This window comes from Cupriavidus sp. WS (genome assembly GCF_000395345.1).
GTDB lineage: Bacteria > Pseudomonadota > Gammaproteobacteria > Burkholderiales > Burkholderiaceae > Cupriavidus > Cupriavidus basilensis_B.
This window is the reverse complement of record NZ_AQPL01000522.1, coordinates 1-15,708: the sequence shown is the minus strand read 5'-3', so window position 1 is coordinate 15,708 and position 15,708 is coordinate 1. Positions and strand designations below refer to the sequence as shown.

The window sequence follows — 15,708 nt, the reverse complement described above, 5'->3', positions numbered from 1 at the left end:
CCGGCGCGCAGCGGCAACCGCGATGCCTTTACCGACGGTGCCCGCATCGGCAACCGTGATGCGTACACCGATGGCGCGCGCACCGGCAAGGCTGACCCGTTCACCGATGGTGCGCTGGTAGCCGGCCTCGACCGCAGCGGCGTGTCGGCGACGCCGGCGCGCATCAGCAACCGCGATGGCTACACCGACGGCGCCCGCACCGGCAACCGTGATGCGTACACCGATGGCGCCCGCACCGGCAAGGCTGACCCGTTCACCGACGGTGCGCTGGTAGCCGGCCTCGACCGCAGCGGCGTGTCGGCAACCCCGGCCCGCAGCGGCAACCGCGACGCTTTCACCGACGGCGCTCGCAGCGGCAACCGCGACGCCTTCACCGACGGCGCCCGCACCGGCAAGTTCGACGTCTTCACCGAAGGCGCCAACGCCTGAGCGGCATGACGGTTCCCCGCTGCCGCGACCCGGGGCGGGGAAGGGCGCAGCGAGGGGCCGCCATCCGCGGTCTTTTGCTGCGTGATTGGCTTTGACAGTCGAGAGGGTCCGCCCAACAGCGGACAAATGCCAGATGAAAACCCTATCCGTACGCGAACAACTGCTCGAGCACACCCTGGTGCTGGTCCGGCAGCGGGGTTTCAATGGTTTCAGCTATCGCGACCTGGCCGAGCGCGTGGGCGTCAAGACGTCCAGCATCCATTACTACTTCCCGACCAAGGAAGACCTCGTGCAGGCGGCGGTGACGGAGTACAGCGCCCGCATCTGCGACCACGTGCGCCATATCGACACCGGCCTGCCGCCCGAGGACCAGGCCCGCGAATTCCTCCAGCCGTGGCTCGATTCGGCGGGCGGGGACCGCATCTGCCTGGTCGGCATGCTGTCGACCGAGGCGCTGCTGCTGCCCGAGCCGGTGCACCGCGTGCTCAAGGAGTTCTACCGCGTGAACGAGACGTGGCTCACGCGCCTGCTGGAAAGCGTGCAGGCCGCGCAGCACAAGCCCGCGGCGCTGGCGCCGCAGACGATGGCGCAGGCCGTGCTCGGCGCCTTGCAGAACGGGCTGGTGGTGGCGCGGCTGTTCGGCGCGCCGCAGCGGATCAAGGCCGCGGCCGACCTGCTGACGGTGGCGGTGTCGGGCCCCGTGGCCGAACCCGTGCCGGCCTGAAGCCCGGCCTTGCGCAGCACCGACGCCCGCCACCCGGCGGGCGTCGGGCGTGGCGCGCCGGCGTGGCGCTCACGGACATTCCGCGAGCGCGTGCGCCAGCCAGTCGATCACCGGCCGGAAGCGCGACGCGCCGCGGAACTCGCGCGGATAGGCCAGCCAGATTTCCCTGACCACTTCGGGCACGTCGCGCACCAGTTCCAGCCGCGCGTCGCCGCGCGCCAGATGGTGCGGCAGCAGCCCGATGCCGAGCCCGCCGCAGACCGCCTCGTGCACGGCCAGCATGTTGTTGGACTGGAAGCCGGCGCGCGCGCCGGCGCGGCGCGTCCATTCCGATTCCGGCAGCGCCAGCCCTTCGTCGAGCAGGCCGCACAGCGGCGCCGCCGCCAGGGCTTCCTCCGGCCACGGTCCGCTGCCCGGCTGCCGCGCCGGCGCATAGAGGCCGTAGCCCATGCTGCCCGCGCGCTGCGCGATCACGTCGCTCTCCTGCGGGCGCGCCAGCCGCACCGCGATGTGCGCGCGCCGCCGCGCCAGGCTGGCCACGCGGTTGTCGGTCTCCAGCCTGACTTCGAGCTGCGGATGCGCGCGGTACAGCGCCGCCAGCCGCGGCGTGAGGAAATGGCTGCCGAGCGCCGCCGTGCAGGCAATGCCGACCACCCCCGAGACGCCGGCTCCGGCGTCCTCCACCGCGCGCAGCAGGCGCTCGGCCGAGTGCTCCATCTGCTGCGCCGCCGCCAGCGCCGCGCGGCCGGCGGCCGAGAGCGCGAAGGCGCCGTCGGTGCGTGTGGCCACCGGCTTGCCGAGCGCGCTTTCCAGCCGCCGCACGCGGCGGATCGCGGTGGCGTGCGTCACGCCCAGCTCGCGCGCGCAGGCCGAGTAGTTGCCGGTGCGGATCAGCGTGGACAAGGTCAGCAGGTCGTCCCAATGCAGTGAACGTTTTTGCACGGCGGATGTGAGCGGATTGAGAATTGCCGGACAGCATAGCGCGCCCTATCATCGCCTGCACACCGACCATCCCGGCGGCACCGGCAAGCCGCCCGGACCCCGTCGCGACCGGACTGCCGGCGCGGCCACATCAAAAGGAGCCACCATGCCCGCACCCTTCACCCTGCTCGACCTCGCCGGCGCCAGCCGCGCCCCTTCGGCCTGGCAGGCAGCCACGCTGGTGCTGGTCGACCACCAGCGCGAATACGTGGACGGCAAGCTGCCGCTGGCCGGCATGCCCGCCGCCGTCGCGGCCTGCGCCGAACTGCTGGCGCTCGCGCGCCGCCACGGCAGCCCGGTGGTGCACGTGGTGCATCACGGCCGCGCCGGCAGCGGCGGCGCGTTCGACCCGGAAGGCCCTTATGCCGCGCTGATCGAAGGCCTCGAGGCGCGCGACGGCGAGCACACCGTGGCCAAAGGGCTGCCCAACAGCTTCGCCGGCACCACGCTGGCCGCGCTGCTCGCGCAGCTTGGCCGCAAGGAGCTGATCGTGGGCGGCTTCCAGACCCATATGTGCATCAGCGCCACGGTGCGCGCGGCGCTCGACCACGGCTATCGCAGCACCGTGGTCGCCGCGGCCTGCGCCACGCGCGACCTGCCCGATCCGCTCGGCGGCGCGCCGCTGGCGGCGGCCGAGGTCCACCGCGCGGCGCTGGCCGCGCTGCACGACCGCTTCGCCACCGTGGTGGCCGGCCCGGCGGCCTGGGACTGAAGCGCGCGGGCGGCGGAGGTGCGCCGGCGGGGCGGGCTGGTGCATACTACGACCTCGCCGGCCCCCCTCCGGCCCCATTCCTCAGCCATTCCGACCGCCCCATGAAACGCATTCTCGTCATCAAGATCACCTCGCTGGGTGACATGGTCCACACGTTGCCGTTGGTGTCCGACCTGCGCCGCGCCTATCCCGAGGCCAAGATCGACTGGGTGGCGGACGCCTCCTGCGCGGACATCCCGCGCTGGGCGGTGGGCGTGGACCGCGTGATCGCGCCGCCGCTGCGGGGTTTCAAGAAGTCGCGCAGCTGGGCCGACCTGCGCGCCATCATCGGCGCGCTGTGGCAACTGCGCCGGGAAAAGTACGACGTGGTGGTGGACGTGCACGGCGTCTACAAGAGCGCCATCGTGGCGTGGCTGGCGCGCTCGGGCCGCCGGCTCGGCTACGCCGCCGAGTATCTCGGCGAGGCGCGCGCCGTGTTCGCCTACACCCAGATCTTCGGGCCGCACGGCGACGCCACGGCCCGCTACAAGATGCGCATGGTGGTGGCCAACGCGCTCGGCTACCCGATCGAGCCGGCCGAGCACTACGCCCTGCGCGTGCCGGCGCCGGCCACGCCGCTCAACGCCGACGGCCAGCCGCGCGCGATGCTGTTCCATGCCACCTCGGTCGAAGCCAAGAAATGGCCGGCGCAGCGCTGGATCGCGGTCGGCAGGGAGCTGACGGCGCGCGGCTACAGGATCCAGTTGCCGTGGGGCTCGCCGGCCGAGCGCGCGGAATCCGAGGCGCTGGCCGCCGAGATCCCGGGCGCGGAAGTGCTGCCGCGCATGACCATCACCGAATGCGCGCAGCGCGTCGATGCCGCCGCGCTGGTGGTCGGCACCGATACCGGCTTCGTCCATCTCGCCGACGCGCTCGGCAAGCCTTCGGTGATGTTGTTCACGGTGACGGACAGCCAGCATTTCGGCATCAATACGCCGGGCCAGTCCGTCTCCGTGGGCGCGAAAGGCGTGGTGCCGGAAGTCGCGGAAGTGCTCGACGCCATCGATCATGTCACCGCGGGCGAGCGCAGCCGTCAGGCAGGCGCCGCGCACACGGCCTGAGCGCTTGCCCGGGCCGCGCCGGCCCCGCGCTTGCGTTGTGTATCGTCCGATATATAATCGATCCGTACCGGCTGCCGGGAAACGACCGTTTCTTGGGGCGGATGCAGCAGACGACGCAAACGGCAAGGAACCCTCATGGCGCGACCCCGCGAATTCGATGAACGGCAGGTGCTGGAAGCCGCGGGAGACGCTTTCTGGGCCCGCGGCTTCGAAGCCACCTCCATGCGCGACCTGGTCCGGCTCACGGGCCTGACGCAACCCAGCCTCTACAACGCCTTCGGCGACAAGCGCGGCCTCTACCGGCGCGCGCTGGACCACTACCTCACCCGCACGCTGCACGAGCGCATGCGCCGCGTCGAATCCGTGCTGCCGCCGGGCGCGGCCATCACGGCCTTCATGTCCGAGGTGATCGAGCGCTCGCTCTCGGACCAGCAGCATCGTGGCTGCATGCTGGTCAACGCCGCGGTGGAATCGACGCCCGACGACGAGGACCTGCAGGCCGCCATCGTCGCCGAGCTGGACCAGATGCGCGCGTTCTTCCGGCGCTGCATGGCGGCGGGGCAGGGCAGCGGCGAGATCCCGCCGGCGCTGCCGCCCGAAGCCGCCGCCACGCACCTGCTGGCCGTGCTGCTGGGCCTGCGCGTGCTGGCGCGGATCGAGCCGCGGCGCGCGCTGCTCGAAGGCGCGGTCAGCCCGACGCTCGGCCTGCTGGGGCTGCCGCCGCTGCCGGCCGCGGATGGCGGGCAGCGCCCGCAATAGCGGCAGGACCCGTTGCGGCAAGACCCGTTGCCGCGTCCGGCGCGAAACGCGCAGGCGTCCTAGAATGGTCGGCATTCCCGCACGCGAGCACCGTGCATGCCCCAGACCACAAGGACCCCATCCCATGAGTCAACTTTTCCAGCCGCTCTCCATCGGCAACCTGCGGCTTGAAAACCGCATCACCATCGCGCCCATGTGCCAGTACTCGGCCGAGGACGGCTCCGCCGGCGACTGGCACATGATTCACCTCGGCCAGCTCGCCATCTCCGGCGCGGGGCTGCTGATCATCGAAGCCTCCGCGGTCTCGCCGGAAGGGCGCATCACGCCGCAGGACCTCGGCCTCTACTCGGACGCCAACGAAGCCGCGCTGGGCAAGGTGCTCGCCGCCGCCCGCGCGCACGCGCCGATCGCCATCGCCATCCAGCTCGCCCACGCCGGGCGCAAGGCCTCCAGCCACGCGCCGTGGGACGGCGGCCTGCAGATCCGCCCCGACCAGCCGCGCGGCTGGAAGACGGTGGCGCCCTCCGCCGTGCCGCACGCCGAAGGCGAAGACCCGCCGCACGCGCTCGACCGCGCCGGCATGGACAAGGTCCGCGACGACTTCGTCGCCGCGGCGAAGCGCGCCGCACGCCTGGGCCTCGACGGCATCGAGATCCACGCCGCGCACGGCTACCTGCTGCACCAGTTCCTCTCGCCGCTGGCCAACAAGCGCGACGACGAATACGGCGGCAGCCTCGAAAACCGCATGCGCTTCCCGGTCGAAGTGTTCGACGCGGTGCGCGCCGCGTTCCCGGCCGACAAGCCCGTGTGGGCGCGCATCTCCGCCACCGACTGGGTGCCGGGCGGCTGGGACATCGAAGGCACGGTGGCGCTGTCCAAGGTACTCAAGGCGCGCGGCTGCGCGGCCATCCACGTCACCACCGGCGGCGTCTCGCCAGCGCAGGCCATCAAGCTCGGGCCGGGCTACCAGGTGCCCTACGCCCAGCGGGTCAAGGCCGAAGTGGGCCTGCCCACCATCGCCGTGGGCCTGATCACCGAACCCGAGCAGGCCGAAGCCATCATCGCCAACGGCGAAGCCGACGCCGTGTCGCTGGCGCGCGCCATGCTCTACGACCCGCGCTGGCCGTGGCATGCCGCCGCCAAGCTCGGCGCGCAGGTGCACGCGCCCAAGCAGTACTGGCGCTCGCAGCCGCGCGAGTACAAGGACCTGTTCATCGATGCGAGCTTCGGGCAGCGTTGACCAGGCGGCGTTGCTGGCCGGCATGCGCGTTCAGTCCAGGCTGTTGAGGAACGACAGTATCCAGATCGTCAGGACGGGCGCGCCGGCCAGGCAGCGCAGCCACAGGTCGCGCCGCGTGGCCCACAGCGCCCACAACGCCGACAAGGCCGCGGCCAGGATGATCGCGCAGGCGGCGAAATAATGCTCGCGCGAGCGGTGGGCGTGGAGCGCGCTCACCGGGCCGAGCACGCCGCCGGCCTGGTCCGGCGGAAAAGCGCTGCCCCAAAGCTCGGCGATCATCAGGAGGCTGACAAAGCCGAGGAGCAGCGTCAGCAGCCATCTGGCCGCGAGCATCCATCGAGATGTTTTTTTCATTCCGGATCGTCGTCATGCATGCGCCTTCGGCGCGACGGTTCCAGATTTACGGCAGGTGGCGGTCGGATTCAGGCGGAAAAATCTGAACCGGGGGTGGGGGATTTCTGGAAAGACAGGCGGGCGGCGGCGCGGCAATGCCACGGGCCATTGACTTGCGCATGCGCGCGGCGCACCGGAGACGCACCAAAGAAAAAAGGACTTGGGCTGTCGCCTCAAGTCCTTCGTTCTTCACCGAATTCTGGTGGGTGGTACAGGGATTGAACCTGTGACCCCTGCCGTGTGAAGGCAGTGCTCTACCGCTGAGCTAACCACCCCTGCTGCTGCGTTGTTGCTGCCGTGCTGCAGAGAAACGAAATTATGCCGGCACCTCTGTATCTTGTAAAGCCCTTTCTTGGAAATTTCTTCAAAAAAGTGGTGCGGCACATCCACGGGGCTGCCGCTGCCCTTGCGCGGAGCGCCCCATGCCGGTCTACGCGGCCTGGGCGGCATCGGTTTCGGGCGGCGGTTCCTTCCATACCACCTTGCCGCCGCTGGCCTTGTCGAGCTGCTTGAGCACGCCGAGATGGGCTTCGATTTCCTCGTCGCTGGCCATCAGCACGGGCAGGGCCAGGCGGGAGAGGTCGGCGGCGGCCACCGCGCCGCTTTCCTCGCCGCCGCCTTCGAGCATGTCGATCACCAGCGAGTTCTGGCCGCGCGTCATGGCGAGGTAGACCTCGGCCAGCAGTTCCGCGTCGAGCAGTGCGCCGTGCAGCGTGCGGTGCGCGTTGCTGACGCCGAGGCGGTCGCACAGCGCGTCGAGCGAGTTGCGCTTGCCGGGGAACATCTGGCGGGCTTCGCGCAGGGTGTCGATCACGCTGCCGGCGTGTTCGCGGAACGGCGGCAGGCCGACCAGCTTGAATTCCATGTCGAGGAAGCCAAGGTCGAACGGCGCGTTGTGGATGATCAGCTCGGCGTCCTGGATGAAGTCGCGGATCTCGAGGGCGACCTCGGCGAACTTGGGCTTGTCGGCCAGGAATTCGAGCGTGATGCCGTGCACAGCGATCGCGCCTTCGTCGATGTCGCGCTCGGGGTGGACGTAGAAGTGCAGGTGGCGGCCCGTGAGGCGGCGGTTGAGCAGCTCCACGCAGCCGATTTCAATCAGGCGGTCGCCGCCGGCGGCGTTGAGGCCGGTGGTTTCGGTGTCGAGTACGATCTGTCGCATGGCGGGCATTCTAACCGGTGGGGCGCGGCGGCCGGCCGCCGCCGCGTGGGTTACTGTTGCTTGAGCGAGGCCACGCCGCGGTTGGCGAGGGCGTCGGCGCGTTCGTTGCCGGGGTGGCCGTTGTGGCCGCGCACCCAGTGCCAGGAGATGTCGTGGCCCTGGGCGAGCTTGTCCATTTCCTGCCAGAGGTCGGCGTTCTTGACCGGCTTCTTGTCGGCGGTCTTCCAGCCGCGCGCCTTCCAGCCGGGCAGCCATTCGCCGATGCCTTTCTGCACGTATTGCGAGTCGGTGTAGACCGCCACGCGGCAGGGCCGCTTGAGCGCGCGCAGCGCTTCGATGACGGCGGTCATCTCCATGCGGTTGTTGGTGGTGTTGTGCTCGCCGCCGAACAGTTCCTTTTCGTTGCTGCCGGCGACCAGCACGGCGCCCCAGCCGCCGCGGCCGGGATTGCCCTTGCAGGCGCCGTCCGAGTAGATGATGACGTCTTCGATTTCGTTGCTTGACATGGAGTTCGCTGCTGGGGCGGGCGGCCTGTGGCGGCGCCCGCCGGGTTGTTCGGTAAAGAGTCGGTGGCGTTCAGTGCTCGTCGCCGGGCGACTTGCCGTGGGTGCCGGTGGGCGTGGCCACCGGCGCGGCGACCGGCGACAGCGCGGGCTTGGTCTTCCACGCGGGGCCGACCAGGCGGATGTTGCGCACGCGCTTGACCGCCGAGATCATGTAGACGGAGCCGAAGATCGGCCACCAGCGGTCGCCGGCCTTTTCCATGAAGGCGGCGCGCTGCAGCCAGCGCTCGGTGCGATAGGGCGGACAATAGCAGCCGAAGCGGCCGCGGATGATATCGAATCCGAGCAGCTTGAGCCAGTCTTTGATGCGCACGAAGCCGATCGACTGGCTGTCGTGCGGCAGGAAGGGGTCGGCGCCGAGTCGCTTGAGGCCCTGGCGCGCGCCCCACAGGCTCATCGGGTTGAAGCAGGTGACGACCACGCGGCCTTCGGGCATGAGCACGCGGGAGACCTCGCGCAGCACTTCGTGCGGGTCTTCGGAGAATTCCAGCACGTGCGGCAGGGTGACGAGATCGATGCTTTGCGTCTCGAACGGCAGTTCGTCGAAGCGGCACAGCAACTGGCGCGCGTCGGCCTGGGCGCGCGGGCCGTGGGGGCCGCTGCCGGGCGCCAGCGCGAGTGCGGAGAACGGCATGCGGTTCTCGCGCAGGGTGTCGATGTGGGGCAGGCCGAGCTGCACGGCGTGGTAGCCGAAGATGTCCGTGACGGTCCGGTCGTACTGGGTCTGCTCCCATTGCAGCATGTACTGCCCGGGTGGCGAGGCAAGCCAGTCTTCCCAACTTATAATCGGACGCTTGGACATAGGAGCACGCATGTTGAAGGTGGAGCCGATTCCCGCATTCCAGGATAACTATATCTGGGCGATCCACGACGGTCACTGCGCCGCCGTGGTGGACCCGGGCGAGGCTGCGCCGGTGGAGGCTTACCTGGCGCGCCACGGGCTGGCCCTGGGCGCTATTGTAATCACCCACCACCACGGCGATCACCAGGGCGGCGTGGCGGAGCTGCTGGCGGCACACCCGGCGGCGCCGGACGGCGCGCCGCTGCCGGTGATCGGGCCGGCCGGCGAGCGCATCGGCGGGCGTACCGTGGCCGTGCGCGAGGGCGACGCGGTGGACGTGGCCCATCCCGCCATGCGGTTGCGCGTGCTGGACGTGCCGGGCCACACCGCCGGCCACGTCGCCTACGTGGCCGACCTGCCGGGCGCGGGCCGCGCGGTGTTCTGCGGCGATACGCTGTTCGCCAGCGGCTGCGGGCGCCTGTTCGAGGGCACGCCGGCGCAGATGCTGGCCTCGCTCGACAAGCTGGCCGCGCTGCCTGGAGACACGCGCGTCTACTGCGCGCACGAGTACACTCGCAGCAACGTCCGCTTTGCCCGCGCGGTGGAGCCGGACAATGCCGCGCTGGCGGCGTGGGAGGCGCGCGTGGAGGCGCTGCGCGCGGCCGGCACGCCGACCGTGCCGACCACGGTGGCGCAGGAGGGCGAGGTCAATCCGTTCCTGCGCTCGCGCGAGCCCGGCGTGCGCCGGGCGGTGGTCGCCCACGCGGGCGGTCCCGCCGGCGACGACGCGGCGGCCTTCGGCGCGCTGCGCGGCTGGAAGGACAATTTCCGCTGATTGCGCGCGGCGCCCGCCAGCCTTTGCCTGGCCTGCGCCTGCCGCATCCATTGCCCGCCGCGCCGGCCTGCCCGCCGCCGCGGCGGGGAGAATTTCATTGACGCGAAAGCCGGATTTTTTTAGCATCAGGCAAATTTTTAGCGTCACGATTTGAGAACTTAATGAAAATTGGTCGATTACTGGCGGTATTTGCGTGTGCCACGCTGCTAGCAGCGTGCGCCAGCACGCCAACGCCGCCTGAAGCCGCCGACGGCGGCACCGCGACCGCCTCCGCAACCAGACCGGCTGTCTCGAAGCCCGATCCGCTCAACTCGATCAACAGCGCTTCCGTCATCAACGTCGACAGCGACAGCCTCGACTGGCTGCGCGGCCCGTCGAACGACATCTGGGGCCGCATCCGGCGCGGCTTCGCCATGCCCGACCTGGAAGGCACGCTGGTCGACGACCGCACGCAGTGGTACGCGCAGCGGCCGGACTACATGGAGCGGATGGTGGGACGCTCGAGCCGCTACCTGTATCACATCGTCGAGGAGCTGGAGCGGCGCAAGATGCCCACCGAGCTGGCGCTGCTGCCGTTCGTGGAGAGCGCGTTCAACCCGCAGGCCGAGTCCACCGCCAAGGCCGCCGGCATGTGGCAGTTCATCCCGAGCACCGGCAAGACCTACAACCTCAAGCAGAACATGTTCCGCGACGAGCGGCGCGACGTGCTGGCCTCCACCGACGCCGCGCTCGACTACCTCGCCCGGCTGTACGACATGTTCGGCGACTGGCAACTGGCGCTGGCCGCCTACAACTGGGGCGAGGGCGCGGTCTCGCGCGCCATCGCGCGCAACCAGGCGCGCGGGCTGCCGACCGACTACGCCAGCCTGAGCATGCCCAACGAGACGCGCTACTACGTGCCCAAGCTGCAGGCGGTCAAGAACATCATCGCCAACCCGCAGTCGTACGGGGTCAAGCTGCCGGACATCCCGGACCACCCGTACTTCGTCACGGTGACGACCTCGCGCGACATCGACGTCACGCTGGCGGCCAAGCTGGCCAACCTGCCGCTCGACGAGTTCAAGGCGCTCAACCCGTCGTTCAACCGGCCGGTGATCCTGGGCGCGGCCAACCCGCAGATCCTGCTGCCGTTCGACAACGCCGAGCGCTTCCAGTACAACCTCAACACCTACCGGGGCGGGCTGTCGAGCTGGACCGCGGTGACGGTGGACAACCGCGAGCGCATCGAGTCGCTGGCGGCGCGGCTGAACATCGACGCCGACACCATCCGCGACATCAACCGCATTCCCAAGGGCATGCGGCTCAAGGCCGGCTCCACGGTGGTGGTGCCGCGCTCGGGCGAGCACAACCAGGACATCAGCGCCACGCTGGCCGAGAGCGCCATGATGGCGGTGGAGCCGGACGTGCCGGACGCGCGCCGCATCGTGGTGCGCGCCGGGCGGCGCGACACGGTGGCCACGGTGGCGCGCCGCTATGGCGTGTCGGCGGGCCAGGTGCAGTCCTGGAACAAGCTGTCCGGCACCAAGCTGGTGGCGGGGCAGAGCCTGGTGGTGATGGTGCCGGCGGCGAGCCGCTTCGCCAGCGCGCCGGCGCTGCCGTCGACCGCGTCGGCGCTGGTGCCGGTGCGCGCGGTCGAGCCGGTGCGCGCGTCGGCGCCCGGCAAGGGCGGCCGCGGCGCGCGCCAGCGCGTGGAGGTGCAGGCGGTGCCGCGCAAGGGCGCGGCCGTGGCGGCCAAGGCGCCGGCGCGGGCATCGTCCGCCAAGGCCGCGCCGGCGGTGGCAGCGGTGGCGACGGCCAAGGGCGCCGCCGCCAAGCCCGCCGCCCGGACGGCGGGCCCGGCCAAGGCCTCGGGCAAGGCGCACACGCGCTGAGGGCGCGGGCCTGGCCCGCACCGGGTTTGCGCTATATCAAGGGCGTGCCGCGCAGGCACGCCCTTTTTGTTTGCCGCGCGGCGGCCGGTAAGTCTTGCGTAAGGCGGCATGGCCAGACTGCAAGCGCCGCCGGTGGTGGCAAACTAGTGCTTTGCATCGCGAATTCGTCGATCGAGCCCGCCGGCAAGACATCACACAACCCGCGACAAAGCGGAGGAGACAAGCCATGACGGCAACCCGTGCCTTTCACGCCCGGTCGCTGAGCGATCCCGCCGGTTTCTGGGCCGAACAGGCCCGCCGCATCGAATGGGAGACCCCGTTCGACACCGTGCTGGACGACAGCCGCGCGCCATTCACCCGCTGGTTCGTGGGTGGGCGCACCAATCTCTGCCACAACGCCGTGGACCGCCATCTGGCGGAGCGCGCGGCCCAGCCGGCGCTGATCTACGTGTCCACCGAGACCGGCGAGCACCGCAGCTACAGCTACGCGGAGCTGCACGACGAGGTCAACCGCATGGCGGCGATCCTGCAGCAGATGGGCGTGGTCAAGGGCGACCGCGTGCTGATCTACATGCCGATGATTCCCGAGGCCGCGTTCGCCATGCTGGCCTGCGTGCGCATCGGCGCGATCCATTCGGTGGTGTTCGGCGGCTTCGCCTCGGTCAGCCTGGCCGCGCGCATCGACGACGCGCAGCCGCGCGTGGTCATCAGCGCCGATGCCGGCTCGCGCGCGGGCAAGGTGGTGCCCTACAAACCGCTGCTGGACGCGGCGCTGGAGCTGGCCGCGCACAAGCCCGAACGCGTGCTGCTGGTGGACCGCCAGCTGGCGCCGATGACGCTGGCCGCGGGCCGCGACGAAGACTACGCCGCCTGGCGCGAACGCGTGGGCGCGGCGCGGGTGCCGTGCACGTGGCTGGAATCGAACGAGCCGTCCTACGTGCTCTATACCTCCGGCACCACCGGCAAGCCCAAGGGCGTGCAGCGCGATACCGGCGGCTATGCCGTGGCGCTGGCCGCGTCGATGGAATACATCTTCTGCGGCAAGGCCGGCGACACCATGTTCTCCAGCTCGGACATCGGCTGGGTGGTCGGGCACAGCTACATCATCTACGGCCCGCTGCTGGCCGGCATGACCACGCTGATGTACGAGGGCACGCCGGTGCGCCCGGACGGCGGCATCCTGTGGCAACTGGTGGAGCAGTACCGCGTGAACCTGATGTTCAGCGCGCCCACCGCCATCCGCGTGCTCAAGAAGCAGGACCCGGCCTGGCTCACGCGCTACGACCTGTCCAGCCTGCGGCTGCTGTTCCTGGCCGGCGAGCCGCTCGACGAGCCCACCGCGAGCTGGATCCAGCAGGGCATCGGCAAGCCGGTGGTGGACAACTACTGGCAGACCGAGACCGGCTGGCCGATCATCGCCATCCAGCGCGGCGTCGAGCCGCTGCCGCCCAAGCTGGGCTCGCCGGGCGTGCCGGTGTACGGCTACGGCCTGAAGATCGTCGACGAGAACACCGGCGCCGAATGCCCGCCCGGGCAGAAGGGCGTGGTGGCCATCGACGGCCCGCTGCCGCCGGGCTGCATGACCACCGTGTGGGGCGACGACGAGCGCTTCGTCAAGACCTACTGGACCGGCGTGCCGGGGCGCCGCTGCTATTCCACGTTCGACTGGGGCGTGCAGGACGAGGACGGCTACATCTTCATCCTCGGGCGCACCGACGACGTCATCAACGTGGCCGGCCACCGGCTCGGCACGCGCGAGATCGAGGAGAGCATTTCCTCGCACGCGGCGGTGGCCGAGGTGGCAGTGGTGGGCGTGCACGACGCGCTCAAGGGCCAGGTGGCGATGGCCTTCGTGATCGCGCGCGACGCCAGCCGCACGGCCACCCAGGCCGACCGCCTGGCCTTCGAGGGCGACCTGATGAAGACCGTGGACCAGCAGCTTGGCGCGGTGGCGCGCCCGGCGCGGGTGTTCTTCGTGGGCGCGCTGCCCAAGACCCGCTCCGGCAAGCTGCTGCGGCGCGCCATGCAGGCCGTGGCCGAGGGGCGCGACGCGGGCGACCTCACCACCATCGAGGACCCGAGCGCGCTGGCGCAGTTGCAGGCGGCGATGCAGGGCTGAGGCGGACGGCAGGGCTGGCCGGGGCGGGGCGGCGAATGCCGCGCCCCGGCCGGAGATGACGGCGGCGCCGCTGCGCCGCCGCAGAGATTGTGCTTGCCAGGCGCCGGCATGCGGGCTAATATTTTAGGCATAAAATATTTAGGCATGATCTAGATGCGCGGTCGCGCATCGCATGTGCCGAGTTCGCCGGCCGGCGGCATTCCCGGGCCGGCACGCAGGAGACGGAAGATGCGAGTGCTGTGTATCGGCGGCGGCCCGGCGGGGCTGTATTTCGGCCTGCTGACCAAGCTGCGGGACCCCGCCAGCGAGGTCTGGGTGGTCGAGCGCAACCGCCCCTACGACACCTTCGGCTGGGGCGTGGTGTTCTCCGACGCCACGCTGGACAACCTGCGGCAGGCCGATCCGGTCAGCGCGCGCGAGATCGACGCGGCGTTCAACCACTGGGACGACATCGACGTCCACATCGGCGGGCGCACCATCCGCTCCGGCGGGCACGGCTTCATCGGCATCGGCCGCAAGCGCCTGCTCAACATCCTGCAGGCGCGCTGCGAGGCGCTCGGCGTGCATCTCGTGTTCGAGACCGACGCGGCCGACGACCAGGCGCTCGCGCAGCAGTACCGGGCCGACCTCGTGATCGCCTCGGACGGCATCAACAGCCGCGTGCGCACGCGCTATGCCGACACCTTCCGGCCCGACATCGACACGCGCCGCTGCCGCTTCGTCTGGCTCGGCACGCACAAGCTGTTCGACGCCTTCACCTTCGCCTTCGAGAAGACCGGGCACGGCTGGTTCCAGGCCCACGCCTACCGCTTCGACGACAGCACTTCCACCTTCATCGTGGAGGCGCCGGAGCCGGTGTGGCGCGCCGCGGGCATCGAGCAGATGAGCCAGGAGGAGGGCGTGGCCTTCTGCGAGCGCCTGTTCGCGCGCCATCTCGACGGCCACCGCCTGATCAGCAACGCCACCCACCTGCGCGGCTCGGCCAGCTGGATCCGCTTCCCGCGCGTGATCTGCCAGACCTGGGTGCACTGGAACACGCTGGCCGACGGCCGCCGCGTGCCGGTGGTGCTGATGGGCGATGCCGCGCACACCGCGCATTTCTCGATCGGCTCGGGCACCAAGCTGGCGCTGGAAGACGCCATCGAGCTGGCCGACAACATCCGCGCCGCTGGCGATGCGGGCGACGTCGGCGCCGCCGCGCTGCCGCGGGCGCTGGAGCGCTACCAGGCCAGCCGCAGCGTGGAGGTGCTCAAGATCCAGAACGCCGCGCGCAATTCCACCGAGTGGTTCGAGAACGTCGAGCGCTACGCCGGCATGGCCCCGGAGCAGTTCGCCTACTCGCTGCTGACGCGCTCGCAGCGCATCTCGCACGAGAACCTGCGCGTGCGCGACGCGGCCTACGTGGCAGGCTTCGAGCGCTGGCTGGCCGGGCAGGCCGCGGCGCATGCCGGCGGCGCCGCGCCCGCAGTGCCCGCCGCGCATCCCGTGCCGCCGATGTTCACGCCGTTCCGCGTGCGCGGCGTGACGCTGAAGAACCGCGTGGTGGTGTCGCCGATGGCGATGTACTCGTGCGTGGACGGCGTGCCGGGCGATTTCCACCTGGCGCATCTCGGCGCGCGCGCGCTCGGCGGCGCGGCGATGGTGGTGGCGGAGATGACCTGCACTTCCCCGGACGCGCGCATCACGCCGGGCTGCCCGGGTTTGTGGAACGACACCCAGCGCGACGCCTGGCGCCGCATCGTGGACCTGGTGCACGCCAGCAGCGACGCGCGCATCGCCATGCAGCTCGGCCACGCCGGGCGCAAGGGCTCGACCCAGCTCGGCTGGGAGCAGATGGACTATCCGCTTGCCGGCGGCAACTGGCCGCTGCTGTCGGCTTCGCCGCTGCCCTACCTGCCCGGCGTCTCGCAGGTGCCGCGCGAGATGACGCGCGCCGACATGGACCGCGTGCGCGACGATTTCACCGCCGCCGCGCGGCGCGCCGCCGAAGCCGGCTTCGACTGGCTGGAGCTGCACTGCGCGCACGGCTACCTGCTGTC

Annotated in this window: 15 protein-coding genes and 1 tRNA gene; 10 read left to right on the top strand and 6 right to left on the bottom strand. The window is 70.6% G+C overall.

Translation table 11 applies throughout. The features are described 5' to 3' along the window. Window positions 1–429, top strand: a 429-nt coding sequence (locus K206_RS44010; RefSeq protein ID WP_020206655.1) for a hypothetical protein, incomplete at its 5' end; no start/stop codon positions are given. 133 nt (window positions 430–562) lie between these two features. Beyond that, window positions 563–1,153 (top strand): TetR/AcrR family transcriptional regulator, encoded by a 591-nt coding sequence (locus K206_RS0133435; RefSeq protein ID WP_020206654.1) that lies wholly within the window; start codon window positions 563–565, stop codon window positions 1,151–1,153. A 69-nt stretch (window positions 1,154–1,222) separates the two neighbouring features. Here the strand turns inward: K206_RS0133435 and K206_RS0133430 are convergent, their stop codons facing one another. Further along, window positions 1,223–2,095 carry a LysR family transcriptional regulator gene (locus tag K206_RS0133430; protein WP_029044383.1) on the bottom strand — a complete coding sequence of 291 codons (873 nt, stop codon included), beginning with the start codon at window positions 2,093–2,095 and terminating at the stop codon, window positions 1,223–1,225. 145 nt (window positions 2,096–2,240) lie between these two features. Between K206_RS0133430 and K206_RS0133425 the strand changes: the two genes are divergently transcribed. From K206_RS0133425 to K206_RS0133410, 4 genes are all read left to right on the top strand, one after another. After that, on the top strand, window positions 2,241–2,846 hold the full coding sequence (locus K206_RS0133425) for a cysteine hydrolase family protein (protein WP_020206652.1): 606 nt from the start codon (window positions 2,241–2,243) through the stop codon (window positions 2,844–2,846). Between the two features lie 101 nt (window positions 2,847–2,947). Beyond that, window positions 2,948–3,946 (top strand): lipopolysaccharide heptosyltransferase I, encoded by a 999-nt coding sequence (gene waaC / locus K206_RS0133420; protein WP_020206651.1) that lies wholly within the window; start codon window positions 2,948–2,950, stop codon window positions 3,944–3,946. A gap of 135 nt (window positions 3,947–4,081) precedes the next feature. Next, on the top strand, window positions 4,082–4,705 hold the full coding sequence (locus K206_RS0133415; protein WP_020206650.1) for a TetR/AcrR family transcriptional regulator: 624 nt from the start codon (window positions 4,082–4,084) through the stop codon (window positions 4,703–4,705). Between the two features lie 124 nt (window positions 4,706–4,829). Continuing rightward, on the top strand, window positions 4,830–5,945 hold the full coding sequence (locus tag K206_RS0133410; RefSeq protein WP_020206649.1) for an NADH:flavin oxidoreductase/NADH oxidase: 1,116 nt from the start codon (window positions 4,830–4,832) through the stop codon (window positions 5,943–5,945). Between the two features lie 30 nt (window positions 5,946–5,975). Here K206_RS0133410 and K206_RS0133405 read toward each other — a convergent pair whose 3' ends face one another. The 5 genes from K206_RS0133405 to K206_RS0133385 form a co-directional block, all read right to left on the bottom strand. Beyond that, complete coding sequence (locus K206_RS0133405; RefSeq protein ID WP_155888383.1) at window positions 5,976–6,299, bottom strand: hypothetical protein; 324 nt, start codon at window positions 6,297–6,299, stop codon at window positions 5,976–5,978. 239 nt (window positions 6,300–6,538) lie between these two features. Then, window positions 6,539–6,613 (bottom strand) — tRNA-Val (locus K206_RS0133400). 155 nt (window positions 6,614–6,768) lie between these two features. Further along, window positions 6,769–7,500, bottom strand: a complete 732-nt coding sequence (gene dnaQ / locus K206_RS0133395) for a DNA polymerase III subunit epsilon (RefSeq protein WP_029044382.1) — start codon at window positions 7,498–7,500, stop codon at window positions 6,769–6,771. Window positions 7,501–7,550: 50 nt separating this feature from the next. Further along, window positions 7,551–7,991, bottom strand: a complete 441-nt coding sequence (rnhA, locus tag K206_RS0133390; RefSeq protein WP_029044381.1) for a ribonuclease HI — start codon at window positions 7,989–7,991, stop codon at window positions 7,551–7,553. A gap of 85 nt (window positions 7,992–8,076) precedes the next feature. Then, complete coding sequence (locus K206_RS0133385; protein WP_029044380.1) at window positions 8,077–8,865, bottom strand: class I SAM-dependent methyltransferase; 789 nt, start codon at window positions 8,863–8,865, stop codon at window positions 8,077–8,079. Between the two features lie 10 nt (window positions 8,866–8,875). Between K206_RS0133385 and gloB the strand changes: the two genes are divergently transcribed. The 4 genes from gloB to K206_RS0133365 all read left to right on the top strand — a co-directional run. Then, complete coding sequence (gene gloB / locus K206_RS0133380; RefSeq protein ID WP_020206644.1) at window positions 8,876–9,679, top strand: hydroxyacylglutathione hydrolase; 804 nt, start codon at window positions 8,876–8,878, stop codon at window positions 9,677–9,679. Between the two features lie 161 nt (window positions 9,680–9,840). Then, a complete protein-coding gene (locus K206_RS0133375; RefSeq protein ID WP_020206643.1) occupies window positions 9,841–11,550 on the top strand; it encodes a transglycosylase SLT domain-containing protein in 1,710 nt (569 codons plus the stop codon). Between the two features lie 190 nt (window positions 11,551–11,740). Further along, window positions 11,741–13,669, top strand: coding sequence for a propionate--CoA ligase (locus K206_RS0133370; protein WP_255359667.1), 1,929 nt, complete (start codon window positions 11,741–11,743; stop codon window positions 13,667–13,669). Between the two features lie 228 nt (window positions 13,670–13,897). Beyond that, window positions 13,898–15,708: FAD-dependent monooxygenase (locus K206_RS0133365; RefSeq protein ID WP_020206641.1), on the top strand; the 1,811-nt coding region annotated here is incomplete at its 3' end.